Source organism: Bacillus sp. Bvel1 (assembly GCF_014872755.1).
Lineage (GTDB): Bacteria > Bacillota > Bacilli > Bacillales > Bacillaceae > Bacillus > Bacillus velezensis.
This window is the reverse complement of record NZ_JAAOBZ010000007.1, coordinates 688959-715462: the sequence shown is the minus strand read 5'-3', so window position 1 is coordinate 715462 and position 26504 is coordinate 688959. Positions and strand designations below refer to the sequence as shown.

The 26504-nt window shown below is 47.7% G+C and carries 24 protein-coding genes, 1 other RNA gene and 1 other annotated feature; of the genes, 22 read left to right on the top strand and 3 right to left on the bottom strand.

Translation table 11 applies throughout. The features are described 5' to 3' along the window. The first annotated feature begins 103 nt into the window (after nt 1-103). On the top strand, nt 104-760 hold the full coding sequence (locus HAP68_RS12805; protein WP_003152699.1) for a DUF421 domain-containing protein: 657 nt from the start codon (nt 104-106) through the stop codon (nt 758-760). Between the two features lie 7 nt (nt 761-767). Here HAP68_RS12805 and spoVB read toward each other — a convergent pair whose 3' ends face one another. Continuing rightward, complete coding sequence (gene spoVB / locus HAP68_RS12800; RefSeq protein WP_003152700.1) at nt 768-2324, bottom strand: stage V sporulation protein B; 1557 nt, start codon at nt 2322-2324, stop codon at nt 768-770. Nucleotides 2325-2439: 115 nt separating this feature from the next. Here spoVB and HAP68_RS12795 point away from each other — a divergent pair, with 115 nt between their 5' ends. From HAP68_RS12795 to dtd, 8 genes are all read left to right on the top strand, one after another. Then, a complete protein-coding gene (locus HAP68_RS12795; RefSeq protein WP_003152702.1) occupies nt 2440-2736 on the top strand; it encodes a post-transcriptional regulator in 297 nt (98 codons plus the stop codon). Between the two features lie 36 nt (nt 2737-2772). Continuing rightward, nucleotides 2773-4992 carry a protein translocase subunit SecDF gene (secDF, locus tag HAP68_RS12790; protein WP_003152704.1) on the top strand — a complete coding sequence of 740 codons (2220 nt, stop codon included), beginning with the start codon at nt 2773-2775 and terminating at the stop codon, nt 4990-4992. Nucleotides 4993-5123: 131 nt separating this feature from the next. Then, on the top strand, nt 5124-5621 hold the full coding sequence (locus HAP68_RS12785) for a cation:proton antiporter regulatory subunit (RefSeq protein ID WP_014305499.1): 498 nt from the start codon (nt 5124-5126) through the stop codon (nt 5619-5621). Between the two features lie 63 nt (nt 5622-5684). Further along, nucleotides 5685-6011, top strand: a complete 327-nt coding sequence (locus HAP68_RS12780; RefSeq protein ID WP_003152709.1) for a LapA family protein — start codon at nt 5685-5687, stop codon at nt 6009-6011. A gap of 55 nt (nt 6012-6066) precedes the next feature. Beyond that, nucleotides 6067-8427, top strand: a complete 2361-nt coding sequence (gene recJ, locus HAP68_RS12775; RefSeq protein ID WP_024085650.1) for a single-stranded-DNA-specific exonuclease RecJ — start codon at nt 6067-6069, stop codon at nt 8425-8427. Nucleotides 8428-8432: 5 nt separating this feature from the next. Continuing rightward, entirely contained in the window at nt 8433-8945 is a 513-nt protein-coding gene (locus HAP68_RS12770; protein WP_003152714.1) for an adenine phosphoribosyltransferase, read from the top strand. Between the two features lie 157 nt (nt 8946-9102). After that, nucleotides 9103-11307, top strand: coding sequence for a GTP diphosphokinase (gene relA, locus HAP68_RS12765; protein WP_003152716.1), 2205 nt, complete (start codon nt 9103-9105; stop codon nt 11305-11307). 12 nt (nt 11308-11319) lie between these two features. Next, on the top strand, nt 11320-11763 hold the full coding sequence (gene dtd, locus HAP68_RS12760) for a D-aminoacyl-tRNA deacylase (RefSeq protein ID WP_007408194.1): 444 nt from the start codon (nt 11320-11322) through the stop codon (nt 11761-11763). A gap of 27 nt (nt 11764-11790) precedes the next feature. Here the strand turns inward: dtd and HAP68_RS12755 are convergent, their stop codons facing one another. Continuing rightward, on the bottom strand, nt 11791-13353 hold the full coding sequence (locus HAP68_RS12755; RefSeq protein WP_015387900.1) for an N-acetylmuramoyl-L-alanine amidase family protein: 1563 nt from the start codon (nt 13351-13353) through the stop codon (nt 11791-11793). 130 nt (nt 13354-13483) lie between these two features. On the opposite strand from HAP68_RS12755, the gene HAP68_RS12750 reads away from it, so the two are divergent. The 5 genes from HAP68_RS12750 (at nt 13484) to HAP68_RS12730 (ending at nt 18169) form a co-directional block, all read left to right on the top strand. Then, a complete protein-coding gene (locus HAP68_RS12750) occupies nt 13484-13654 on the top strand; it encodes a YrzK family protein (protein ID WP_003152722.1) in 171 nt (56 codons plus the stop codon). A gap of 60 nt (nt 13655-13714) precedes the next feature. Next, nucleotides 13715-13947: a binding site (T-box leader), on the top strand. Between the two features lie 63 nt (nt 13948-14010). Then, the gene (gene hisS, locus HAP68_RS12745) at nt 14011-15285 is read left to right on the top strand and encodes a histidine--tRNA ligase (RefSeq protein ID WP_003152726.1); all 1275 of its coding nucleotides are present in this window, start codon (nt 14011-14013) and stop codon (nt 15283-15285) included. A 14-nt stretch (nt 15286-15299) separates the two neighbouring features. Further along, the gene (gene aspS / locus HAP68_RS12740) at nt 15300-17078 is read left to right on the top strand and encodes an aspartate--tRNA ligase (RefSeq protein ID WP_024085649.1); all 1779 of its coding nucleotides are present in this window, start codon (nt 15300-15302) and stop codon (nt 17076-17078) included. Between the two features lie 62 nt (nt 17079-17140). Then, a non-coding RNA gene (ssrS, locus tag HAP68_RS12735) (6S RNA) lies at nt 17141-17333 on the top strand. 71 nt (nt 17334-17404) lie between these two features. Then, nucleotides 17405-18169 carry a tRNA threonylcarbamoyladenosine dehydratase gene (locus tag HAP68_RS12730; RefSeq protein ID WP_003152728.1) on the top strand — a complete coding sequence of 255 codons (765 nt, stop codon included), beginning with the start codon at nt 17405-17407 and terminating at the stop codon, nt 18167-18169. A gap of 75 nt (nt 18170-18244) precedes the next feature. On the opposite strand, the gene HAP68_RS12725 is transcribed toward HAP68_RS12730, so the two are convergent. Next, a complete protein-coding gene (locus tag HAP68_RS12725; RefSeq protein WP_024085648.1) occupies nt 18245-19513 on the bottom strand; it encodes a replication-associated recombination protein A in 1269 nt (422 codons plus the stop codon). Nucleotides 19514-19707: 194 nt separating this feature from the next. Here HAP68_RS12725 and cymR point away from each other — a divergent pair, with 194 nt between their 5' ends. The 8 genes from cymR (at nt 19708) to HAP68_RS12685 (ending at nt 26472) form a co-directional block, all read left to right on the top strand. Beyond that, complete coding sequence (gene cymR / locus HAP68_RS12720; RefSeq protein ID WP_003152730.1) at nt 19708-20124, top strand: cysteine metabolism transcriptional regulator CymR; 417 nt, start codon at nt 19708-19710, stop codon at nt 20122-20124. Between the two features lie 18 nt (nt 20125-20142). Beyond that, on the top strand, nt 20143-21282 hold the full coding sequence (locus HAP68_RS12715) for a cysteine desulfurase family protein (protein ID WP_003152731.1): 1140 nt from the start codon (nt 20143-20145) through the stop codon (nt 21280-21282). Between the two features lie 36 nt (nt 21283-21318). Next, a complete protein-coding gene (gene mnmA, locus HAP68_RS12710; RefSeq protein WP_024085647.1) occupies nt 21319-22434 on the top strand; it encodes a tRNA 2-thiouridine(34) synthase MnmA in 1116 nt (371 codons plus the stop codon). Nucleotides 22435-22521: 87 nt separating this feature from the next. Beyond that, the gene (locus HAP68_RS12705; protein WP_088005508.1) at nt 22522-23142 is read left to right on the top strand and encodes a tetratricopeptide repeat protein; all 621 of its coding nucleotides are present in this window, start codon (nt 22522-22524) and stop codon (nt 23140-23142) included. A gap of 18 nt (nt 23143-23160) precedes the next feature. Beyond that, nucleotides 23161-25539, top strand: coding sequence for an SF1B family DNA helicase RecD2 (recD2, locus tag HAP68_RS12700; protein WP_014305491.1), 2379 nt, complete (start codon nt 23161-23163; stop codon nt 25537-25539). A 117-nt stretch (nt 25540-25656) separates the two neighbouring features. Further along, nucleotides 25657-26115: a PRC-barrel domain-containing protein gene (locus tag HAP68_RS12695; RefSeq protein WP_003152735.1), complete on the top strand. Its 459-nt coding sequence runs from the start codon at nt 25657-25659 to the stop codon at nt 26113-26115. A 12-nt stretch (nt 26116-26127) separates the two neighbouring features. After that, a complete protein-coding gene (locus HAP68_RS12690) occupies nt 26128-26319 on the top strand; it encodes a hypothetical protein (protein WP_003152738.1) in 192 nt (63 codons plus the stop codon). A gap of 21 nt (nt 26320-26340) precedes the next feature. After that, the gene (locus HAP68_RS12685) at nt 26341-26472 is read left to right on the top strand and encodes a YrzQ family protein (RefSeq protein ID WP_003152741.1); all 132 of its coding nucleotides are present in this window, start codon (nt 26341-26343) and stop codon (nt 26470-26472) included. Nucleotides 26473-26504 lie beyond the last annotated feature (32 nt).

The following is a 26504-nucleotide window of genomic DNA, read 5'->3' as shown; positions in this document are numbered from 1 at the left end:
GTATTCTCTGAATGTTCGAATTAGACGTAAATGCGTGATGTTCAGCCCGTTTCTTACATAATTCAGAGCCGATGGCAAATGCTATGACCGTTGGAGGTGCGATATGGAAGATATTTTCATTATTACGTTTCGTACGATTGTGCTTTATTTTATCATTCTTGTGATTTTCAGACTGATGGGAAAACGGGAAATCGGAGAACTGAGCATTTTAGACCTTGTCGTCTCCATTATGATTGCCGAGATTGCCGTATTGGCAATTGAAAATGTAAAAGATAAGCTTTTGCATACAATTGTGCCGATTGTCGTTTTAATGATTATTCAAGTAAGCCTTGCTTTTATTTCTCTCAAAAGCCAAAAAATACGGCAGCTGCTTGACGGAAAACCCACCATTATTATAAAACAGGGAAAAATTGATGAACGGGCGATGAGATCGCAGCGCTACAATTTTGACGATCTTCTTATGCAGCTGAGGGAGAATAACATCGATAGAATCTCTGACGTGTCGTACGCCATTTTGGAGTCTTCGGGCAAACTGTCAATCGTCAAAAAGAAAAACAATAAGGATAAGCAGATGGAAACATCGCTTATCGTTGACGGGGTCATTCAGAATGAGCATCTGGACAGAATCGGGAAAGATAAACACTGGCTTGAAAAAAATTTAGCAAAAAGAGGATATCGCGATCTTTCGGTTATATCATTCTGCACGTTTACGGACGGCGCTTTTTTTATTGATCTCAAAGATGAAAAAGGGGAGCCATAAATCGGTTTCACCGCGTCACGAACTTGCCGATGACCGGAATCCGGATCAGCTCTTCCCTTTTAATCAGCCTGAATAACAGAAGAAGCGCAATGTACAAAATCGCGGTCATTGCAATCCAGCCTGTGAGATTAACAGCTTCTGATCCTGAAAAATGAACGGTGTGCTTGATGATGCGGCTGACATAACCGCAAATGAATATGACGGCAAAACAGAGCGCGTATTCTTTTATTTTAATGCTGATCGGAAGCACCTTGCTTACGGTGGCCGCATGCAGCAGGGTGACAAGGACCATCCCCGTTACAATCGCAAGTGCGGCGCCCATGATGCCTAAGGAAGGCCTGGTCGCCAAAACAAAAATTAGGCCGGTTTTGACAGCGGCGCCGATAAAACTGTTCATCATGGCGGCCCCGGCTAAATTGAGAGCCTGCAGCACCGCCTGAAGAGGCCCCTGAAAATAGTAAAGCAGAAAAAACGGCGCCATCACTTTAACAAATACCGCCGCATTAGTTGATCCGTACATGACGGACATCAGTTCATCAGCGAAAGAGAATAAAATAACCACCGAAATGCCTCCGCTTAAAAGACACAGCCTCATCGCCTGTTCCAGACGGTATTCGACAACTTGCAGCTTTTTTTGCTCCATTCCTTCACTGATCGCAGGAACAAGCGCCGTTGACAGAGAATAGGTTATAAAGCTGGGCAGCGTCAAAACCGTCATGGCAAATCCGGTCAGCTCCCCGTACTGGCTGGTGGCGGCAGCGGTGGCCACTCCTGCAATCGCAAGGCTCTGCGCGACGACAATAGGTTCAAAAAACCAAGATAAATTTCCGATGAAGCGGCTTCCGGTTGTCGGGAGCGACACGCTCATCAGCTGGCGGAAGGTTTCTTTTCCATTTGCAATCGACTTGAAAAATTGTTTTCTGATTCTGATTGTTTTATTTGCTTTAAAACAAATGAATAAATAAATAAGAGAGGCAAGCTCCCCGATGACAGACGAAATCATGGCTCCTGCTGCGGCATATTCAATCCCGTACGGCAGAAACACCGTCGTGCAGACTGCGACAAGTGAAATCCGCACGATCTGCTCAAGCACTTGGGAAAACGCCAGCGGGTTCATATTCTGCCTGCCCTGAAAGTAACCGCGCAGCACGCTGGATATCGCGATAATCGGCACGACGGGCGTAATCGCCAGAAGCGGGTAAACCGTGCGCTGATCCGTCAGCATCGTTTCTGACATAATCGGCGCAAAGCATAAAAACAGCGGCGTGAAGATGAGACTTAATATCCCGGTGACGGTAAGCGCCATCACTAAAATGTGTTTCATTTTCTGCCGGTCCCCCCGCGCGCTTGCTTCAGCGACAAGTTTGCTGATGGCAACGGGGAGGCCGAATTGAGTCAAAGTGGTGGCCAAGAAAAATGTCGGGGCAGCCATCATGTATAAACCGACCCCTTCTTCACCGATAAACCGGGCGATAACCACCCGGTTGACAAAGCCGAGCATTCTCGTAATCATCCCGGCTGCAATGAGAATAAGAGTGCCTCTTAAAAAAGTCTGTTTTGCCATTTTATAAACCCCTGCCTTCTCAAACTACCTGGAATCATATACAATAAAGATATGCGCCGATGTCGTCCGAGCATGACAAGTCTTCGAGAAAAATGGAAAAAGGAGCGAGCGCCCAGTGGAGAAACATCCCGCCGAAATGTACAAAGATCATTTGCGGCCTTTCTTGTACAGTAAACTTGAAGAGTTCAAAATCCTCGGATACGATGATGTTGAGCACGAGAGTTTATGGTCATACTTAATACATAAAAAGTGGAAACAGAAAAAGGAATTGCCGCTGCATGAATTGGCCGGTAATATTTTATCAGTTAAAATTGGCGATTTTATGAACTATGCAACCGTTGAAGCTTTTAAGTCGTCTAATTGGCTGGAAAGCGATGAGGGTCAGGAAGCTTTGGATGAACTGCTGAGATAATGATTTGACGGCATAGGTTTAAGGAGGAAATACATAATGAAAAAAGGACGCTTGATTGCGTTTTTCCTGATCGTATTATTGATCGGCACAGGGCTGGGGTATTTTACAAAACCGGCTGCCAATAATATTACGTTAGGATTGGATTTACGCGGCGGGTTTGAAGTTCTGTACGATGTGCAGCCCGTCAAAAAAGGCGATAAAATCACAAAAGACGTGCTCGTCAGCACGGTGCAGGCGCTGAACCGCCGGGCTAACGTTCTCGGCGTAAGCGAGCCGAACATTCAGATTGAAGGAAATAACCGCATACGCGTTCAGCTGGCGGGCGTCACGAATCAGAACAGGGCGCGCGAAATTCTGTCAACGGAAGCGCAGCTCTCGTTCAGGGATACGAATGATAAAGAGCTGTTAAACGGCTCTGATCTCGTGGAAAACGGCGCGAAGCAAACCTTTGATCCGACGACGAACGAACCGATTGTCAGCGTTAAGCTGAAGGATGCGGATAAGTTCGGAGAAGTGACGAAAAAAGTCAAGAAAATGGCCCCTAATAATCAGCTTGTGATCTGGCTTGATTACCAAAAGGGCGATTCATTTAAAAAAGAAGTCGGCAAAAAACATCCGAAATATGTATCCGCTCCGAATGTGAGCCAGGAATTAAACACGAAGGATGTCACGATTGAAGGTCAGTTCACCGTTCAAAAAGCGAAGGACTTGGCCAATATTTTAAACGCGGGTGCGCTGCCTGTGAAACTGACCGAAAAATACTCTACTTCAGTAGGGGCGCAATTCGGACAGCAGGCTTTGCATGATACGGTAGAGGCCGGCATCATCGGTATTGCAATTGTTTTCTTATTTATGCTGCTTTATTACAGACTGCCTGGACTCATAGCGGTAATTACGCTTTCTGTATACGTGTATATTACGCTTCAAGTGTTTGACTGGATGCAGGCGGTGCTGACGCTTCCGGGTATTGCGGCGCTCATTTTGGGTGTCGGGATGGCGGTTGACGCCAACATCATCACCTATGAACGGATAAAAGAAGAACTGAAACTCGGCAAATCCGTCCGCTCAGCTTTCCGTTCAGGGAACAGACGGTCATTTGCGACGATCTTTGATGCGAACATCACAACGATCATCGCAGCGGTCGTGCTCTTTATTTTCGGGACAAGCTCTGTAAAAGGGTTTGCGACGATGCTGATTTTGTCAATACTGACAAGCTTTATTACAGCTGTCTTCCTTTCAAGATTCCTGCTCGCCCTTCTTGTGGAAAGCAGATGGCTTGACCGGAAAAAAAGCTGGTTCGGCGTCAAGAAAAAACATATTATGGACATTCAAAAAACAGATGAAAATACTGAACCGCATACGGCATTCCAGAAATGGGATTTCACGAGCAAACGAAAATATTTCTTTATTTTCTCAAGCGCTGTAACCATTGCGGGAATTATCATCTTACTGGTCTTTAAACTCAACCTGGGAATCGATTTTGCAAGCGGTGCGCGGATTGATGTGCAGAGCAATCATGCATTGACGGCGCAGCAGGTTGAAAAAGACTTTGACTCTCTCGGCATGGATCCGGAAAACATCGTGCTCTCGGGTAAAGAGAACCATGTTGCCGCGGCCCGTTTTGTCGGAGAGCCATCTAAAGAAAAAATCGCTGAAATCAAAACGTACTTTAAGGACAAATACGGATCTGAACCGAACGTCAGCACGGTATCGCCGACAGTCGGAAAAGAACTGGCCCGTAATGCTTTATATGCCGTGGCAATTGCATCAATCGGCATCATTATTTACGTGTCAATCCGTTTCGAGTACAGAATGGCAATCGCCGCGATTGTATCCCTGCTGTATGACGCTTTCTTTATCGTCGCGTTTTTCAGCATTACAAGGCTGGAGGTTGACGTAACCTTTATCGCCGCTATTCTCACCATAATCGGTTACTCGATAAATGATACGATCGTTACATTTGACCGGATACGCGAGCAGATGAAAAAACGCAAGCCGAAGTCATTTGCCGATCTGGAACATATCGTGAATCTGAGCTTGCAGCAAACCTTTACACGTTCGATCAATACGGTCTTGACCGTTGTGATTGTGGTCGTCGTGCTGCTCATTTTGGGCTCATCGTCAATTACAAACTTCTCCGTCGCTTTATTGGTCGGTTTATTGACGGGCGTTTATTCCTCTCTTTACATCGCCGCGCAGCTGTGGCTTGTATGGAAAGGAAAAGAATTTAAAGGGAAAAAATCAATCGAAGAGTAAAAGGAAACAGGCTGTCTTCCGGAAGGCAGCCTGTTTTTTTTAGGCCGCATTGAACTTAAAACCTGCATTTGCTATAATGACATACGCTTACATAATCAATCATCATTGTAAAAACATGTAGGGGGGTTCTTATGAACGTTCGTGAGTCGGAGCTTCCGGGCATCGGCCAGAAAGTAGAAGTCATTACGAAAAATCACGATAAAATCAGTATTATTCTTCATGATGACGGCAGAAAAGAGCTCTATTACTTCGATGAGAATGATTATGACGAATGCTTGGCATCCGTTGAATTTAACGACGAAGAGGCGAGGCAGATTTCCGCTATTTTAGGCGGGATGACGTATAAGCCGAAAGCGCTGGAATCTGTGGAAGTCGCGCTTGATGACCTCGTCATTGAGTGGTTTAAAGCCGAATCTCATGCACCGGCTGTCAGCCGCACAATCGGAGATTTGGAGATGAAGAAACATTACAACGTCCAGATTATTGCGATCGTGAAGAAAAACCGGCAAAAACAGCTGAGCCCCGGTATTGATACCGTAATTGAAGAAGGGGACACCCTCGTTATATCGGGAGAAAGAAGCGGACTGAAAAAGCTGGTCCGCGAGCAATTAACGGCCCGGATTTCCTGAGACCGGGGTTTACTCCCGGGAAAATAGGGGAAAAGATAAGAATCAATAATTGGGGGCAGACGCATGAATAAACAATGGACTATTATATTCGCTTTACTATTTACTCTGATTGTCGCCATCTTTGCTGTCATTAACGTGCGGGCGGTTGAGGTTGATTATCTGTTCGGAACAGCTGAATGGCCGCTGATTTTAGTCATTTTAGGCTCTGTGTTAATGGGAGCGCTGATCGTGTTTTCAGCCGGTATATTTCAAGTGATGAAACTGAAGCGCGAAATTAAAATGCTGCGGAAAGAAAACAGATCCGCAGGTGAATTGACGGCTGATTCGGACGGCAAAAAAACAGCCGCGCCGCCGGAAGAAATGCTTGAAGAGAAAAAAGGATCAGAATAACATTTGAAACCCCTCAGTCCGCTCTAGTATAATAGGGTGGTTGAGGGGTGAATTTATGTTAGCGTCAAAAATGCGCTGGGAAATCCAGCAGCCGGATCAGGAAAAAGTCAAATCACTCACAGAACAATTGGACATAACACCTCTTGTGGCATCACTGCTTGTAAAAAGAGGTTTTGATACTGCCGAAAGCGCAAGGCTGTTTTTACATACAAAGGATGCAGACTTTTATGACCCGTATGAATTAAAGGGAATGCGGGAAGCAGTTGATCGGATAAAACTGGCGGTTTCTCAAGGGGAACCGATTATGATTTACGGAGATTACGATGCAGACGGCGTTACAAGCACGTCAGTGATGCTGACGGCACTCAGACAGCTGTCGGCGGACGTTGACTTTTATATTCCCGACCGTTTTACAGAAGGCTACGGCCCGAATGAACAAGCTTTCCGTTCCATAAAAGAGCGGGGATTTTCGCTGATCATTACAGTGGATACGGGAATCGCCGCCGTCCATGAAGCTGAAGTCGCAAAAGAGCTGGGCTTAGACGTCATTATTACCGACCACCATGAGCCGGGACCCGAGCTTCCTGACGTATTTGCAATCATCCACCCGAAGCAGCCGGGATGCGGCTATCCGTTTAAAGAATTGGCCGGCGTCGGTGTGGCGTTTAAGCTTGCCCACGCGCTTACGGGTTCTTTGCCGGAAGCTATGCTGGACTTGGCGGCAATCGGTACGGTTGCAGATCTGGTGCCCCTTCATGATGAAAACAGATTAATTGCGTCACTCGGAATTGAAAGGCTTCGGACGACAAATCGGCCGGGCCTCAAAGCTCTGATTAAGCTTTCCGGCGGAGATATCGGACAAGCTGATGAGGAAACGATCGGATTTCAGGTCGCACCGAGGCTCAATGCTGTCGGAAGAATAGAACAGGCCGATCCTGCCGTACACCTGCTGATGACTGAAGATCAGTTTGAAGCGGAGGAACTGGCTTCGGAAATTGACCGGCTGAATAAAGAGCGGCAGAAAATGGTGAAAACCATGACCGAAGAGGCTGTTGAAATGGTTCAGCAGCAAGGCGGAAACCCGTCTGCCATTGTAGTGGCAAAAGCCGGCTGGAATCCGGGCGTCGTCGGTATTGTCGCATCGAAGCTGGCTGAACGTTTTTACCGGCCCGCTGTTGTGCTGGGGATAGATGAGGAGCAGGGAATCGCTAAAGGGTCGGCGCGAAGCATCAGAGGCTTCAACCTTTTTACGAGCCTTTCACAGTGCAGAGACATTCTTCCTCATTTCGGCGGGCATCCGATGGCGGCCGGAATGACGCTGAAGGCTGAAGATGTGGCGGAATTAAGGGACAGGCTGAATCAAATGGCTGAAGAAACCCTTACGGAAGAGGATTTTATTCCCGTTCAGGAGGTTGATCTTGTCTGCGGCGTTGAAGACATAACCGTTGAAAGCATTACAGAATTGAATATGCTGTCGCCGTTCGGCATGCTTAACCCTAAACCGCATGTGATGGTGAAAAATGCCGTGCTTGATGATGTGCGCCTGATCGGAGCGAATAAAAACCACGTGAAAATGACGGTGAAAAGTGATTCCGCCGTCCTTGACTGCGTCGGCTTTAACAAAGGAGAGCTGGAAGCCGGTGTTGTTCCCGGATCAACGATTTCCATTGTCGGCGAGATGTCCATTAATGAATGGAACAACAGAAAGAAGCCCCAGCTGATGATTAAAGATGCTGCGGTGCCGGAATGGCAGCTTTTTGATATCCGGGGCAAGCGGACGTGGGAAGATACGGTCACCGCGCTGCCGAAGGAGAAACGGGTGCTCATCAGCTTTAACGAAAAAACCGCTCAGAAGCTCCGTGAAAAAGAGCTGACGGGCGAGCTTGCCGAGATCACTTCGGAATCCGAGGCGGAAGCTCTCCAGCTTGACGGAAAATATGCCGTTTTTCTGGATGTGCCGCCGTCAGCGGATCGCCTGCAGCATTTGCTTGACGGAAAGAAGCCGGAACGGATTTATTTTGTTTTTATCAATCATGAAGAACATTTCCTGTCCTCATTTCCATCGCGGAATGATTTCAAGTGGTTTTACGCATTTCTCTTGAAAAGGGGCGCTTTTGACTTCGGCAAGCATGGTTCAGAGCTTGCGAGACACAGAGGATGGTCAATTGACACAATCAATTTCATGACAAAGGTGTTTTTTGATCTCGGTTTTGTTAAAATAGAAGATGGTGTGCTGTCTGTCGTGAGCGGTGCGAAAAAACGCGACCTGGCAGATTCGCAAACCTATCAGGTAAAACAGCAGCTGATGGAATTAGACCAGAAGCTCAATTATTCCGCAGCCCATGAGCTGAAGGAATGGCTGAATAAGCTGATGAACCAAGGTTCAGAGGCTTATGAAAGTACGAGGAGGACATAGAACAGATGGATCTTAAAAAATACGTAACAATTGTGCCCGATTACCCGAAAGAAGGCGTACAATTTAAAGATATTACGACATTGATGGACAAAGGCGACGTATACCGTTACGCCACTGACCAAATTGTTGAATATGCAAAAGAAAAAGAAATTGATTTAGTTGTCGGGCCTGAAGCGCGCGGCTTTATTATCGGCTGTCCGGTTGCATACGCACTCGGAGTCGGCTTTGCGCCGGTTCGGAAAGAAGGAAAACTTCCGCGTGAGGTCATTAAAGTCGATTACGGTTTGGAGTACGGAAAAGACGTACTGACGATTCATAAAGATGCGATCCTGCCGGGACAGCGTGTGCTGATTACTGATGACTTGCTTGCAACAGGCGGCACGATCGAAGCAACGATTAAGCTGGTCGAAGAACTGGGCGGCGTCGTAGCCGGTATTGCGTTCTTAATCGAGCTTTCTTACCTTGACGGCAGAGACAAGCTTGACGATTATGATATTTTAACATTAATGAAATATTAACCGCATATGGAAAAAAGCACTCGTGTCAGGGTGCTTTTTTCCTATTATTTCATCATCCTGACAGATTCTTTAGGTGTTTTGAACTTCTGCCCTTTACATCTCTCGTTTTTTTCTTGATAATAAACTAATACAGTTTACATTTAAAAAAGGTGATTCCATGGCGAACGAACAAGTATTGACTGCCGAGCAAGTAATAGATAAAGCGCGCACTTATCTGCCGGAGGAGCAGATTGCGTTTGTTGAGAAAGCTTACCTGTATGCGCAAAACGCGCATCGCGAACAGTACCGCAAATCAGGTGAGCCGTACATCATTCATCCGATTCAGGTGGCGGGGATCCTCGTCGATCTGGAAATGGACCCTTCCACAATTGCGGGCGGATTTCTGCATGATGTGGTGGAGGACACGGATGTCACCCTCGACGACCTGAAGGAAGCATTTTCTGAAGAAGTGGCGATGCTTGTCGACGGCGTGACGAAGCTCGGTAAAATTAAGTATAAATCTCAAGAGGAGCAGCAGGCGGAAAACCATCGAAAAATGTTTGTCGCTATGGCTCAGGATATCAGAGTCATATTGATCAAGCTGGCGGATCGCCTTCACAATATGCGGACGTTAAAGCATCTTCCGCAGGAAAAGCAGCGGAGAATTTCAAATGAGACGCTGGAGATTTTCGCTCCGCTGGCCCATCGGCTCGGGATTTCTAAGATCAAATGGGAGCTGGAAGACACCGCTCTCCGTTATTTGAATCCTCAGCAATATTACAGAATCGTCAACCTCATGAAGAAAAAGCGCGCGGAACGCGAACTTTATGTCGAAGAGGTTGTCAATGAAGTGAAAAAACGCGTTGAAGAAGTGAATATTAAAGCGGACTTTTCAGGACGTCCGAAGCACATCTACAGCATTTACCGCAAGATGGCGCTGCAAAATAAACAGTTCAATGAAATATATGATCTGCTCGCCGTCCGTATTCTTGTCGGAAGCATTAAAGACTGCTACGCCGTACTCGGCATTATTCATACGTGCTGGAAGCCGATGCCTGGCAGATTCAAAGATTATATTGCGATGCCTAAGCCGAATATGTATCAGTCTCTGCATACGACCGTAATCGGGCCTAAAGGCGATCCGCTGGAAGTGCAGATCAGAACGTTTGAGATGCATGAGATCGCTGAATACGGGGTGGCCGCACACTGGGCTTATAAAGAAGGCAAGGCTGCAAACGAAGAAGCGACATTTGAGAAAAAACTGTCCTGGTTCCGTGAAATTTTGGAATTCCAAAACGAGTCTACCGATGCGGAAGAATTTATGGAATCGCTGAAAATCGATCTGTTTTCTGACATGGTATACGTATTTACGCCAAAAGGCGATGTCATTGAACTGCCGTCAGGCTCTGTGCCGATTGATTTTTCCTACAGGATCCACTCAGAGATCGGCAACAAAACAATCGGGGCGAAAGTGAACGGAAAAATGGTGACGCTTGACCATAAGCTCCGGACGGGCGACATCGTCGAGATTCTGACGTCCAAGCATTCTTACGGTCCGAGCCAAGACTGGGTCAAACTGGCGCAGACGTCCCAGGCGAAACACAAAATACGCCAATTCTTTAAGAAACAGCGCCGTGAAGAAAATGTCGAAAAAGGCCGTGAGCTTGTCGAGAAAGAAATTAAAAATCTTGATTTTGAAGTGAAAGATGTTTTAACGCTCGAAAATCTTCAAAAAGTTGCCGACAAGTTCAATTTCTCAAATGAAGAGGATATGTACGCGGCGGTCGGATATAACGGCATTACCGCTCTTCAGGTGGCCAACAGGCTCACCGAAAAAGAACGGAAGCTGCGTGACCAGGAAGAGCAGGAAAAAATCGTTCAGGAAGTCACTTCCGAGCCGAAACATTATCCTCAAGGGAGAAAACGGGAAGCGGGTGTGCGCGTAAAAGGCATTGACAACCTTCTCGTCCGCTTGTCGAAATGCTGCAACCCGGTGCCGGGCGACCATATCGTCGGTTTTATTACAAAAGGGCGCGGTGTATCCGTTCACCGGGATGACTGTCCGAACGTCAAAACGAATGAAGCGCAGGAACGTCTGATTCCCGTTGAATGGGAGCATGAATCACAGGTTCAAAGACGCAAAGAATATAACGTTGAGATTGAGATTTTGGGGTATGACCGTCTCGGGCTTTTAAATGAGGTGCTCCAAGCCGTAAATGAAACGAAAACCAACATCTCCTCTGTCTCCGGCAAATCCGACCGCAATAAAGTCGCTACGATTCATATGGCGATTTTTATTCAAAACATTAACCATCTGCACAAAGTGGTCGAGCGGATTAAGCAGATCAGAGACATCTATTCAGTCCGGCGGGTAATGAACTAAAAGGAGCTTGCTATGAAATTAGTTGTTCAGCGTGTAACAGAAGCGAGTGTGACGGTTGACGGCGCTGTCGCCGGCCGGATCGGACCCGGTATTATGGCGCTTGTCGGCATCACTCATGAAGATACAGAAGAAGATGCCGCTTACTTGGCGGATAAAATCGTGAATCTTCGGATATTTGATGATGAAAGCGGCAAGATGAATTTATCGCTTTTGGATACGGGCGGGGAGATTTTATCCGTTTCCCAGTTTACGCTTTACGGCGAAACAAAGAAAGGGAGACGCCCGAATTTTATGAATGCGGCTAAACCGGATCAGGCTGTGCTCCTTTATGAAAAGTGGAACGAACTCCTTCGGGAAAAAGGAGTCAAAGTGGAAACCGGAATATTCGGAGCCATGATGGATGTTCAGCTGACGAATTCCGGGCCGATTACATTGATTATGGATTCTAAACAATAAAAAAGCTGCCGTTCGGCAGCTTTTTTTTTATGATTGAAAATAATGTTCCAATCCGCTTTCAATTCCGTCTGTCACTTTTTCCTGATAAGAGCCGCTATGTATGATTGTTTCTTCTTGCGGTTGACTGAGATAGCCGAGCTCATACAGCATGGCAGGCCGTTTATTTTCCCTCAGGACGTAATAATCGCCAAACAGAACGCCGCGATCAGGAATAGGGGAACGCTTCACTACTTCAGAATGGACGTCTGAGGCAAGCTGGCGGTCCTTAGACGGACTGTAATAATAAGCCGTGCTTCCCCGCGTTGACGTATCGGCATAGCTGTCATAGTGAATGCTGATAAAGGCATCCGCATTCCGGTAATGAGAGGTTGAAACCCTGGCCTGCAGGCTGATAAATGTATCATCCTGTCTGGTGATATACACGTTTGCACCGGCCGCTCTCAATTTTCCGGCTAACAGCTTAGCTGTTTTAATCGTTACGTTTTTTTCAAACTTTCCGGAGTAGCCGATCGTTCCGCTGTCTTTTCCTCCGTGTCCGGGATCAACGACGATCGTTTTGTTTTTAAGTGAGCCGCTGCCGCCTGACGTGTTGGGAGAAGGTGCTTCGCCTGTTTCCTCACCGCTTTTTGACGTTTGTACGACCCAGTCTGCCACATATGCGGTTTGTCCGTTTTCAAGCCGGACTTCATACCATTTGCCGCTTGAGCCGACAATCGGGTAGGCTGCGCCTTTATCTGCTCTTTTTACGATAGAAGCGGAAGTCGAGGCCGAGCTCCTTAAGTTGGTGCCGCCGTAAACAATATACGCTTTTTTCGAGGAGCCTGAGCCCGCAGAACCGTCTCCCGAGCCGGATGCGCTGCCCGATGAGTCAGAATCCTTTATGATGTAGTGGCTTGCTGCCCAGCCTTTTTGACCGTTTGCTTCAATTTTCAGCCAGCCGTGGTCTTCACTTAAGATGGAAACCTTTGTTCCGCGTGATAATTTAGTCATAATCGCTGAATCATGTGACGCTGCACTTCTGACATTCAATGAAGAAACGCCGACCGTTCCGCTTTTTGACCCGCTTCGGGCCGAAGTTGCTTTCGTATCCGATCCGCCGCTGTCCGCGGTGACGTATTCGGAAGAAACCCACCCGGTTGTGCCTTGATAAGAAATGTTCACCCATCCGCTGTTCTTGTCCAGCACGGATGCATGCGCGCCTTGCGGAAGTTTGCCGATGACTTCATACGATGTCCCCGGGCCTTTTCTGATGCGGAGGTCAGGATCGGTGGAAGTGACCGTTCCGCTTGTTGCGGATGAATTGTCTGCTCCCCCGGCTGTTTTTGATATCAGCCAGGAAACGACCCATCCGGTTTTACCGGGGCTCAGCTGAAGCTGTACCCAGTCTCCCTCTTCTTTAACGATCGGGTATCTTTCCCCTTTTTTTACTTCAGCCTTTATTCCGTAGCTCAGGCCGGGACCGCCTCTGACATTGATCTTGTCTGTCGCGATGACCGCTTCTCCCTCTGCGGCGATTGCGGTGTGAAATGACGGAAGAAGCGCTGTGATGATGACGCCGCATAAAATAAGAGCAAGAGTTCTCTTCTTCATGGCTGTCCTCCTTTCTGAACTAACTAAAATACATTCTTGTATAATATCGTATTTTCCTTGCTGAATGTTAAATAAAAATAAAATGGTTTGTTTATACTAGTCATAAATACAGCGAAAAGGTGTGCAAATCATGAAATATCAACCAAAAATGGGGCGCGCGCTGCACGATGCGGAAGGAAATCTGCATTTCAGTGATCAGAGCGATAGAGAAAAGGCGGGTTTTCTTGAAGAGACGGCGACGGAGTTCGGTCTCTTATCGAAAGAAGCGGTCGCAAGGAAAAACAGACGGAATAAAACTTGACAGGGGAGTGCAATCCCATTATTATAATAGAAATTGATGTACATAACTCATGATAACGATTTTGAACCGATAATGGAGAAGAGTAGGTCAGAATGCATGGAAAAGAGAGGAACCGTCCCGGGCTGAAAGCGGATCCGCACTGCATCTTTCTCGAAACAACACTCCGGAGGTTCCCTGCTGAACGCTTTTGCAAGTCATTAGGCAGCGGACGTGAACCTGCGTTAAAGGTCAGAGCGGGGATGCTTCGGCATTCCAACTAGGGTGGCACCACGGGTATAACTCTCGTCCCTACTATACATGTATAGTAGGAGCGGGAGTTTTTTTATTTGAAGAAAGACATTAAGGAGGCCTGTAACATGGCATATCACATTCCAAGAGGCACACAGGACATACTGCCGGGTGAATCAGACAGATGGCAGTTCGTCGAACAAATTATGAGGGAGACGTGCCGCACTTATCAATATAAAGAAATCCGCACGCCGATCTTCGAGCATACGGAATTATTCGCAAGAGGCGTCGGTGAGTCTACAGATATCGTGCAGAAAGAAATGTACACGTTTGAAGACCGTAAAGGGAGAAGCTTGACGCTTCGGCCGGAAGGAACAGCCGCCGCAGTCCGCGCGTTCAATGAAAATAAATTATTTGCGAACCCGGTGCAGCCGACGAAGCTTTATTATGTCGGACCGATGTTCCGTTACGAACGTCCGCAGACAGGGCGTTTCCGCCAATTTTATCAATTCGGAATTGAAGCGATCGGCTCCAAAGATCCGGCCGTGGATGCAGAAGTCATTGCGCTTGCGATGAGTATTTACCGTAAAGCCGGTTTGAAACATGTCAAGCTTGTGCTGAACAGCCTTGGTGACCAGGAGAGCCGCAAATCCTACCGGGAAGCGCTCGTCAAACATTTTGAACCGCGCATCGGAGAATTTTGCTCAGACTGCCAGTCGCGTCTGCACACAAACCCGCTCAGAATTCTTGACTGCAAGAAAGACAGAGAGCATGAACTGATGAAAACGGCTCCGTCCATTCTTGATTACTTAAATGAAGAATCAGCCGCTTATTTTGAGAAAGTAAAACAATACTTAAACGGTCTCGGCATCCCGTTCGAAATAGATCCGAACCTTGTCAGAGGGCTTGATTATTATAACCATACCGCTTTTGAAATTATGAGCAATGCCGAAGGATTCGGAGCGATTACAACCCTTGCCGGCGGGGGCCGCTATGACGGGCTTGTTGAACAGATCGGCGGACCTGAAGCGCCGGGTATCGGATTTGCGATGAGCATCGAACGACTGCTGGCAGCCATTGACGCTGAGAAAACAGACCTTCCCGTCAATCAGGGGATCGACTGCTACATCGTGACGCTCGGAGAAAAAGCGAAGGATTATTCCGTTTCCCTCGTGTACAAACTGAGAGAAGCGGGCATCTCAAGTGAAATCGATTATGAAAATAAAAAGATGAAGGGCCAATTCAAAACGGCTGACCGTCTCGGCGCACGTTTTATTGCGATTTTAGGGGAAGATGAGCTTGCCCAAAATAAAATCAATGTAAAAGATGCGGAAACAGGAGAGCAGCGTGAAGTGGTGTTAGACGAGCTGATACAAGTGTTAAAGGCAGATCAAAAGCAGTGAAGGAGAGGAACGCTATGTTTGGAAGAACATATTATTGTGGCGAGATAACTGAAAAAGCGATTGGCGAAACCGTCAAACTGAAAGGGTGGGTGCAGAAGCGGCGCGATCTCGGCGGCTTGATTTTCATTGATTTGCGTGACCGCTCGGGTATTGTGCAAGTCGTGTTCAACCCTGACGTATCGAAGGAAGCCCTTGCCGCAGCGGAAGCAATCAGAAACGAATATGTGCTTGATATCGAAGGCACGGTTTCTGCCCGTGAAGAAGGCACGGTGAATCCCAACCTGAAAACCGGTAAAATTGAAATCAAAGCTGAAGCGGTGACGGTGCTCAGTACGGCGAAAACGCCTCCGTTTCCGATCAGTGACCAGGCGGCTGAGGTTTCTGAAGACGTCCGGTTAAAACACCGCTATTTGGATTTGCGCCGCCCGGCGATGTTTCAAACATTGCAAATGCGGCATCAAGTCACAAAATCCATCCGCCATTTCTTGGATGAAAACGGATTTCTTGATATTGAAACACCGATTTTAACAAAAAGTTCTCCCGAAGGCGCCCGTGATTACTTAGTGCCGAGCCGGGTGCATGAAGGGGAATTTTACGCCCTTCCGCAATCGCCGCAGATTTTTAAACAGCTTCTGATGGTGTCGGGCTTTGAACGGTATTATCAAGTGGCCCGCTGCTTCCGCGATGAAGACTTGCGTGCCGACCGCCAGCCGGAATTTACGCAGATTGATATTGAAATGTCCTTTATGAGTCAAGAGGACATCATGGCTCTGGCGGAAGAGATGATGGCGAAAGTCATGCTCGAAACAAAAGGCGTTGAAGTATCGCTTCCGCTTCCGCGAATGACATATGAAGAAGCGATGAACAGCTACGGTTCCGACAAACCCGATACCCGCTTCGGCATGCTGCTGACGGACGTGTCAGACATAGTGAGAGATACTGAATTTAAGGTGTTCTCATCAGCTGTGGCAAACGGCGGCGTTGTAAAAGCGATCAATGTCAAAGGCGCTGCCGGCGACTATTCCAGAAAAGATATCGATGCGCTTGGCGTTTTTGCCGGAAATTACGGCGCGAAAGGTCTCGCTTGGGTGAAAATTGAAGCTGACGGCGTAAAAGGCCCGATTGCGAAATTCTTTGATGAAGAGAAGCAGGCAAAACTGGCTGAAGCGCTTGATGCTTCTGAAGGCGATCTGCTCCTGTTCGGCGCTGATAAGTTTGAGGTTGTGGCTCAATCCCTCGGCGCGCTTCGCTTAAAGCTCGGCAAAGAACGCGGCCTGATTGACGAAAGCCTCTTCAACTTCCTGTGGGTTGTGGACTGGCCGTTATTGGAGCATGACGAGGAAGAAGGCCGTTTCTATGCGGCTCACCATCCGTTTACAATGCCTGTCCGTGAAGATCTTGACCTGATTGAAACGGCGCCTGAAGATATGAAAGCGCAGGCTTACGACCTCGTCTTAAACGGCTATGAACTCGGCGGAGGCTCAATCCGTATTTTTGAAAAAGACGTTCAGGAAAAAATGTTCGGGCTTCTCGGCTTTACAAAAGAAGAAGCGGAGGAGGAGTTCGGATACCTTCTTGAAGCCTTTGAATACGGTGCTCCTCCGCACGGCGGAATCGCGCTCGGCTTAGACCGGTTGGTTATGCTTCTTGCAGGCCGCACTAACTTAAGAGATACGATCGCTTTCCCGAAAACGGCAAGCGCAAGCTGCCTTCTTACGGAAGCGCCCGGCGAAGTGAGCGACGCCCAGCTTGAAGAACTTCACCTTTCTGTCAAAAGAAAAGTGAAACAGTAAAGATCGGCAGTTTGTTTCTTGAAAATCAAAATCTGCTGTGATATGATTTTGACAAGTTAAATAAAGTCCTGATGTGTTAGTTGTACACCTAGTTTTGACCGAACATTTTTTTGATTTGGGAGCCCGCATTTTTAAATGGCGTACATGCCTCTTTTCATTCGCTAAAGAGGACTTACAAGATTTAAAAAAGGGCACCCACCTGCTGAGAGCGGGTTCAAAACGAAGGAAAGCTGCAACGGCACAATTGGGACTTTATTTTTTGTGCGCTAAAACCAGCGGCTTTTTGACAAGCCGAGTTTATAAAACCAGAATGTGGAGTGAGGTTCTTGTTACATCAGTTTTCCAGAAATGAGCTAGCGATTGGAAAAGAAGGGCTGGACACGTTAAAAAACAGCACGGTGGCCGTTCTCGGCGTCGGCGGAGTCGGTTCATTCGCAGCCGAAGCATTGGCGAGGTCCGGAGTGGGGCGGATCGTGCTTGTCGATAAAGATGATGTTGATATTACAAATGTAAACCGCCAGCTGCATGCGCTCTTGTCGACGGTGGGACAGCCGAAAACAGAATTGATGAAAGAGCGGATCGCTGATATTAATCCGGATTGTGACGTCGTCGCCTTAAAAATGTTTTATACAGAAGAGACGTATGAGCAGTTCTTTGAGTATCCGCTCGATTACGTCATTGACGCGTCGGATACGATTCATTATAAAATTCATCTGATGAAAGAATGTCTGAAACGGAATGTTCCGCTGATTTCAAGCATGGGAGCTGCGAATAAAACAGACCCGACACGCTTTCAGATTGCTGATATTTCAAAAACCCATACTGATCCGATTGCCAAAGTCGTCCGCACAAGGCTTCGTAAAGAGGGCATTAAAAAAGGCGTACAGGTCATTTTTTCTGATGAAAGCCCGATCGTCATCCGTGAAGACGTCAGAAAAGAAGTCGGGAATGATGAAGCGAAAATCCGCAAAGCGCAAATGCCGCCGTCTTCCAACGCCTGGGTTCCGTCAGTGGCCGGTCTGATTATGGGCGGACATGTTGTCATGGAGCTCTTAAAGGACATCGACATTAAACGGGTTAAAGATAAGTAAAAAGAAAAACAGCCTTCTTCAGGAAAGGCTGTTTTTTTATTTGAATCCGCCGTTTACACGAAAGATCTTGTCCGGTTATTTTTTCTGCTTCATCAGTTTTTCATACACTTGCTTTATGGCGGCTTCAAATTTCCCCGTTTGTTTCGGTTTATAGTATTGCTTGTTTTTTAACGGATCGGGCAAATATTGCTGTTCGACCCATCCGTTCTCGAAATCGTGGGGATATTGATAGCCGATCCCGCGTCCGAGCTCTTGGGCCCCTTTATAGTGGGCGTCTTTTAAATGTTTCGGCACATCGCCGATTTTACCCGTCCTGATGTCTTTGAGCGCCTCATCAACGGCTGAAATGGCGGAGTTTGATTTCGGCGAGAGGCATAATTCGATTACCGCATTGGCCAGCGGAATTCTTGCTTCCGGAAAGCCGATCCGTTCTGCGGTCTGAATCGCGCTCAGCACCCGGGGGCCTGCCTGCGGGCTTGCGAGGCCGATATCTTCATAGGCGATCACGAGAAGCCTTCTTGATATGCTTTCAAGGTCTCCGGCTTCGATCAGACGGGCCAAATAATGAAGGGCGGCGTTTGCGTCCGAGCCCCGGATCGATTTTTGGAACGCGGATAAGACGTCATAATGCGCATCGCCGTTTTTATCATGGGTATAGCTTTTTTTCTGCAGACATTCTTCCGCCGTTTCCCGTATAATTCGGATCGTGCCGTCGCTTGATTCCTTTGTGGAGAGCACGGCAAGCTCCAGTGCGTTCAAAGCGGAGCGGACGTCTCCTCCGCACCCTTGTGCGAAATGATCCATCGCGTCGTCGTCCACCGAAACGCTGTAGGAACCGAGTCCCCGGTGTTCATCTGTGAGCGCTCTTTTCAATGCCTGCCTGATCAGATCGGGTGTTAACGGTTCAAGCTCAAATATCTGGGTCCGGCTTCTGATGGCCGGGTTAATGGCATGATAAGGATTGGCGGTCGTCGCGCCGATTAAAATAATCATGCCGTTTTCTAAATAGGGCAGCAGAAAATCCTGCTTTCCCTTATCAAGTCTGTGCACTTCATCAAGGATTAAAATGACCTGGCCTGACATTTTCGCTTCCTGTACGACAATCTCCATGTCTTTTTTATTATGAATGACGGCATTCAATTTCCTGAATGCGATGCTTGTCGATCCTGCGATCGCTGTGGCGATGGACGTTTTTCCGATGCCCGGCGGTCCGTACAGGATCATGGATGATAAGTGCTTCGCACGCACCATTCTGCCGATGATTTTATCTTCTTTGACCAAATGTTCCTGACCGATAATGTCTTCGATATTGGCAGGCCGCATCCGATACGCCAATGGTTTCATGAACATCTCTCCTTACATATACAGGGTAACGGAAAACGGACGATTAGAAAAGCGAATTGCGGCGGGCCCCGTGTTTCAATGAAAATTAGGATAAGTTATGTTATAATAACAGTTGGTCTATAAGATACTAAACAGATTATTCATATCCATTTACTTGTATAAATTAACAATTAGAATTGACTGGGGTGTTCATATTGAAAATATCGACAAAGGGAAGATACGGGCTCACCATTATGATTGAATTGGCGAAAAAGCACGGAGACGGTCCGACGTCGCTCAAAAGCATCGCCCAAACAAACAGCCTTTCTGAGCATTACTTGGAACAGCTTGTATCACCGCTCAGAAACGCCGGACTCGTAAAAAGCATCAGAGGCGCTTACGGGGGTTACGTGCTCGGGGGTCAGCCTGAAGAGATAACGGCCGGAGATATTATCAGAGTGCTGGAAGGGCCGATCAGCCCGGTAGAAGTGCTTGAGGATGAAGAGCCTGCCAAGCGGGAGTTATGGATCCGCATCCGCGACGCTGTAAAAGACGTGCTGGACAGCACGACGTTAGAAGACCTTGCGAGCTACACGGACGGCGAGCAGGAAGCTTATATGTTCTATATTTAAACCAGAGGTGTACAGACAATGGAACGGATTTATTTAGATCATGCCGCGACTTCCCCCATGGATGAACGTGTGCTCGAAGAAATGAAGCCCCATTTCTTCGGCAGTTTCGGCAACCCGTCAAGCATTCATTCATTCGGGAGAGAATCCCGGAAATGGGTCGATGAAGCGAGAGCGGACATCGCGCGCGAAATCAGTGCGAAAGAACAGGAAATTATTTTCACAAGCGGCGGTACGGAGGCTGATAATTTAGCCATTTTCGGAACGGCTGCCGCCCGGAAGAATGAAGGAAAGCATATCATTACGACCGCTGTTGAGCATCATGCTGTATTGCACGCCTGCGAAAAGCTGGAAGAAGACGGCTTTGAGGTGACATACCTCATGCCCGGCCCTTCAGGACGGATCAGTGCAAATCAGGTGAAAGAAGCGCTCCGTGATGATACAATCCTTGTTACCGTCATGTATGGCAATAACGAAGTCGGAACCATTCAGCCGATTGACGAAATCGGAGAGCTGTTAAGCGGGCATCAGGCCTATTTTCACACAGATGCCGTCCAGGCATTCGGTTATATGCCGATTGATGTGAAAAAAAGCAGAATTGACATGCTGTCTGTTTCCGGTCACAAGCTTAACGGGCCTAAAGGGACAGGCTTTTTATATGTAAATCAAGAGGTGAAGCTGTCACCGATTCTTCTTGGGGGAGAGCAGGAACGAAAGCGCCGCGCGGGGACGGAAAATGTACCGGGCATCGCCGGCTTAAAAGAAGCGGTCGTCCTTTCAAACCGTGAGAGGGAAGAGAAAACAGCGAAGTATAAGGAGTTTAAGAACATCATCATGAGCACGCTGGAAGAAGCCGGCGTTACAGCGGAGGTGAACGGAGATGCCGAGAAATGCCTGCCTCATATTTTAAACCTTTACTTTCCCGGTGTGCCGGTGGAAGCGCTGCTGGTCAATCTTGACATGGAAGGCATTGCCGTCTCCAGCGGATCTGCTTGTACGGCGGGATCCGTTCTTCCGTCCCATGTGCTTACGGCCATGTTCGGAAGTGAGAGCGGCAGGCTGACTTCGTCAATCCGCCTCAGCTTCGGCCTCGGCAATACGGCGGAACAAATCGAAACAGCCGCCGAAAAGCTTGCCGCCGTCGTTAAACGGCTTGCTTAAAACGGCGGACTTATGTTTTTAATGGAGTGAATGCAAATGGAAAAACGGCCGGAGGATACAAGAGTCGTAGTCGGCATGTCCGGCGGCGTGGACTCTTCCGTGGCGGCCCTTCTGCTGAAGGAGCAGGGCTACGATGTAATCGGAATCTTTATGAAAAACTGGGATGATACGGACGAAAACGGTTTTTGCACGGCGACGGAAGATTATGAAGACGTCATCCGGGTCTGCAACCAGATCGGAATTCCGTATTATGCCGTCAATTTTGAGAAGCAATATTGGGAAAAGGTATTTCAATATTTCCTTGATGAATATAAAGCCGGAAGAACCCCCAATCCGGATGTCATGTGCAATAAAGAAATTAAGTTTAAGGCTTTCTTGGATCATGCTCTGTCACTCGGCGCGGATTATCTTGCGACGGGCCATTACGCCCGCGTGGACAGAAGCGCAGGTACAGTGCGCATGCTCCGCGGTCTGGATGAAAACAAGGACCAGACTTATTTTCTGAATCAGCTCAATCAGGAACAGCTCAGTAAAGTCATGTTCCCGATCGGTGATCTGCAAAAAAGCCGCGTGCGGGAAATTGCCAAAGAAGCAGAACTTGCGACAGCTGCGAAAAAAGACAGCACGGGAATCTGTTTTATCGGCGAACGCAACTTCAAAACGTTTCTCAGCCAATATCTCCCCGCTCAGCCGGGCGATATGATGACAATGGACGGAGAAATAAAAGGGCGTCATGACGGTCTGATGTATTATACAATCGGACAGCGCCACGGTCTTGGAATCGGCGGAAGCGGCGAGCCGTGGTTCGCCGTCGGTAAAGATCTTGAAAAAAACATTCTGTATGTTGATCAAGGGTTCCATAATCCGCTTCTGTATTCCGATAAGATCACGGCGACAAATGTCAGCTGGACGCGTCCGGGTCTGATGGACGGCGGCGAAATGACATGCACGGCGAAATTCCGCTACCGTCAGGAAGATCACAAAGTAACGGTGAAAATGACGGGTGATGATGAAGCGGAAATCATTTTTGACGGGCAGGTACGCGCCGTTACGCCGGGACAAGCCGTCGTTTTTTATGACGGAGAAGAGTGCCTCGGCGGCGGAACGATAGATGACGTTTATAAAGACGGAACAAAACTGTGGTACGTATAACACATGTAAAAAACCTCAACTCGCATGTTGGGGTTTTTTAGCGAAAGGAAGTTAAAAATGGATTATAATAAAATCGGGATTGACGCCATGCAGGAGGGCGATTTTGAAAAAGCGGCAGAGGCTTTTACGAAAGCGATTGAGGAAAACGGCCAAGACCCGGTGCCGTACATCAACTTCGCAAATCTGCTTTCTTCTGTGAACGAACTCGAACGGGCGCTTGCATTCTATAACAGAGCGCTTGAATTGGACAATTCGGCGGCAGCCGCTTATTACGGTGCGGGAAACGTATATGTGATGAAAGAATCGTTTTCCGAAGCGAAGGATATGTTTGAAAAAGCGCTTCGCTCCGGAATGGAAAACGGAGATTTGTTTTATATGCTGGGGACCGTTCTCGTTAAATTAGAGCGGCCGAAGCTTGCACTGCCGTATCTGCAGCGTGCCGTTGAATTAAACGAAAATGACACGGAAGCGCGCTTCCAGTTCGGAATGTGTCTTGCAAATGAAGAAATGCTGGATGAAGCGCTTGCGCAGTTTGAGACGGTGATCGAGCAGGATCCAGGCCACGCGGACGCATTTTATAATGCCGGGGTCGCTTACGCGTACAAAGAAAATCGTGAAAAGGCGCTTGAGATGCTGGAAGGCGCAATTGGCATACAGCCTGATCATATGCTTGCGCTTCATGCGAAACAGCTTATCACCCAGTCATAACAAAAGGAGGGAAGGCTCGTGGATCAGCTGAACATCGAAGAACAGCCGTATGTAAAAGGCGTCATTCATACGGTCATTTATCATAATGACACCAACCTGTATACAGTGCTGAAAGTCAAGGTTGCAGAAACGTCTGAGGCGATCGAAGACAAGGTCGTATCCGTAACGGGCTACTTCCCTCTGCTGCAAGAAGATGAGACCTATACATTTTACGGAAAAACTGCCACGCATCCTAAGTTCGGCCTGCAATTTCAGGCTGAACACTTTAAAAAAGAAATTCCGACCACAAAAGAAGGAATCATTCACTATTTATCAAGTGATCTGTTTGAAGGAATCGGAAAAAAAACGGCGGAAGAAATCGTCAAAAAGCTTGGAGACGGCGCGCTCAATAAAATTCTGGCTGATGCGTCGGTGCTTTATGATGTGCCGAAAATGTCAAAAAAGAAAGCGGACAAACTGGCGGGAGAGCTGCAGCGGCATCAGGGGCTTGAACAGATTATGATCTCTCTGAACCAATACGGTTTCGGGCCCCAGCTATCCATGAAAATATATCAGGCCTACGAAACGGAAACCTTGGAGAAAATTCAGGAAAATCCTTATCAGCTTGTAAAAGACGTTGAAGGCATCGGCTTTGTGAAAGCTGACGAGCTGGGCGGAAAAATGGGTCTGTCAGGAAACCACCCGGAGCGGATCAAAGCGGCAATCTTATATACGATTGAATCGACCTGTCTTTCAGAGGGCCATACGTACATAGAGACAAAGCAGCTGATTATCAATACGCAAACGCTCCTGAATCAGTCAGCTGAAGGCGGCCGCGTCACGGAAATGGATGCGGCTGACGGCATCATCGCCCTCGGGGAGAGTAAGGATATCGTCATCGAAGGAGAGCGCTGCTATTTTCCGTCCTTGTTTTACGCGGAACAAAACGTCGCAAAACGCGTGCTCGACATTGCGGCTCAGACGGAGTATGCCGATCAATTTCCTGAATCGGAATTTCTGCTTGCACTCGGTGAACTGGAAGAACGGATGAATGTTCAATACGCACCAAGCCAAAAGGATGCCATTCAAAAAGCGCTGTCTTCACCGATGCTTTTACTGACCGGGGGACCTGGAACGGGGAAAACGACCGTTATTAAAGGAATCGTGGAATTATACAGTGAACTGCACGGCGTATCCCTTGACCCCGGTGATTATAAAAAAGACGAGGCGTTTCCGGTGCTGCTTGCCGCGCCGACCGGAAGAGCCGCAAAACGGATGAGCGAATCTACGGGTCTGCCGGCTGTTACGATTCACAGGCTGCTCGGCTGGAATGGCGCTGAAGGCTTTACCTACAACGAAGATCAGCCGATTGAAGGGAAACTGATCATTATAGACGAAGCGAGTATGCTTGATATCTGGCTCGCCAGCCATTTGTTTAAGGCGCTTCCTAAGCACATTCAGCTCATTGTTGTCGGTGATGAAGACCAGCTTCCTTCAGTAGGACCGGGGCAGGTGCTCAGAGATCTTTTGGCTTCTGAGGTGCTGCCGACCGTGCGCCTGACAGATATTTACCGTCAGGCTGAAGGATCATCCATTGTGGAACTTGCCCATGATATGAAAAAAGGACTGCTTCCAAAGGGGCTGACCGCGCCGACAAAGGACCGCTCATTTATCCGCTGTAATTCTTCACAGATTAAAGAAGTCGTGGATCAGGTCGTCTCGAACGCGTTAAAAAAGGGGTATACCTCCAGAGATATTCAAGTGCTTGCCCCGATGTACAGGGGAAAAGCGGGAATTAACGAGCTGAATATGCTTCTTCAGGACATCATGAATCCGCCGAAAGAAAAAAGGCGGGAGCTGAAATTCGGAGATGTCGTCTACAGGACGGGCGATAAAATATTGCAGCTTGTCAACCAGCCGGAAAACAATGTGTTTAACGGCGATATCGGCGAAATCGTGTCCATTTTTTATGCCAAAGAAAATACAGAAAAAGAAGACATGGTCGTCGTCTCGTTTGACGGCAACGAAATCACCTTTACGAAAAAGGATTTCAGCCAGTTTACCCACGCTTACTGCTGTTCCATTCATAAGTCGCAGGGGAGCGAATTCCCGATTGTCGTCCTGCCTGTCGTCAAAGGCTACTATCGAATGCTCAGGAGAAATCTGCTTTATACCGCCATTACAAGAGCCAAAAAATTCCTGATTCTTTGCGGAGAAGAAGAAGCGCTTGAATGGGGCGTCAAAAACAATGATGCCACCGTCAGACAGACGTCGCTTAAAAACAGGCTCACAGAGCAGACTGAAGAGATGGATGCAGAACTGGCCGCCCTGCAAAAAGAGCTGCCGTTCAGTGTATATGATGCGAACATCGGAATGGAAGGCATCACGCCTTTTGACTTTATGGAAGAAAAAGCGTAAATAAAACCCGCACATGTTTATGCGCCGGGTTTTCGCCTGTGGAAGTCATTTCAAAGTATGCTGCCCGGCTTCTTGGCAAAACCTATACGTGTTCAACAAAAGGTGGTTGATCACACTTTGAGAACATGCCATGCAGCTGAAGGACGAACAGTATATGACGAAAACACCGGGCGCAGTCTCGGGATGATATCGGATGTATGTTTCTCTCTGGACGGCCGGTTTCTCGGTTTCGTGCTGGAGCAGAAACGCCTGTTTCACAACCGTCATCTTTTTTTAGGGGCAAGTGATATAAAAGAGATGGATCAAGAAGCCGTAGCTGCCGGTCATGCTCATTTGCAGCCTTTGCCGAAGAGCTGTTTCACCTTTGAACAGATTAAAATGCAGCCGGTGAAATCGCCTGATGGTGAAATGTTCGGTTTGCTGGAAGATGTATACTTTTGTTTGGACAGGGGCATAATCGTAGCATATGAACTCTCGGACGGCTTCTTTTCAGATCTGGCTGGCAGACGCCAAGTGCGCCGCGCCGCCGATATGCTTATTGAAGCGGGGAAAGAAGGCATCGTCCTGAACGGATAAGAGGTGTAGTCTGTGCTTGTATGTCCGAACTGCAAAAGTAAAGATATCGGCAAAATCGGCGTAAATCAATACTATTGCTGGGGCTGCTTCATTGAGCTGACGGTGGCCAAAGGCAAAATTGCGACACATCAAGTAGAGGAAGACGGCACGTTAAGCAGTCTTGATGATTTGTTTTCTGAAGACGAACGCAGTATCAATTTTTAAAGTTGAAAGGAGATACGCGCGATGGGCAGAACAATGACCTCTCTGTTGGCTTTAGGAGCTGGAGCCGTTATGTATCGTATGGCTTCTCAGTCCGATATGCTGAATAAAAAAGGTATGAAACGGATGAGAAGACGAGTCATGAAAATGTTTTAAGCGGAAAAAAGGATACTTCTCCGGAAGTATCC